At 28.5% G+C, this 347-nt stretch carries 1 pseudogene; it reads right to left on the bottom strand.

From position 1 onward, the window contains the following. Positions 1–79: 79 nt before the first annotated feature. Positions 80–347 (bottom strand): annotated as a pseudogene (locus FUA24_RS04175) (ABC transporter permease); the annotation flags it as partial.

Raw genomic sequence — 347 nt, 5'->3', positions numbered from 1 at the left:
AAATGTTTGAAAAACAGCAAACAGCAAAAAATATTAAAAGCGTTTTTTTCATTAGTGGTAGCAAATGCTACCAAATATATTATAAATCGCGCTTTTTTAATAATCTATACGATAAAAAGATAAATAAGGCTGTCCAAGCTAAAACTATAAGTATTTCGTATGAATGTGCTCCATAATCATAAGCTAAATTAGCTTTATCAGGAAATTTTGTCATGGCTATTCTTTGAAACGGTTGGTCTATGAGTTTATACATAGATTTTAAAGGGAAAAAGTTTTGAATTTTCTCTGCTACATCTGTGTCTAATTTCCAAGCTAAAAGCCCAAAAATAATCCATTCAACAATAAAT

The sequence above is a fragment of the Seonamhaeicola marinus genome (genome assembly GCF_008085455.1).
Note: the sequence above shows the minus strand (reverse complement) of the source record. Positions and strands in the feature narration are given on the sequence as shown.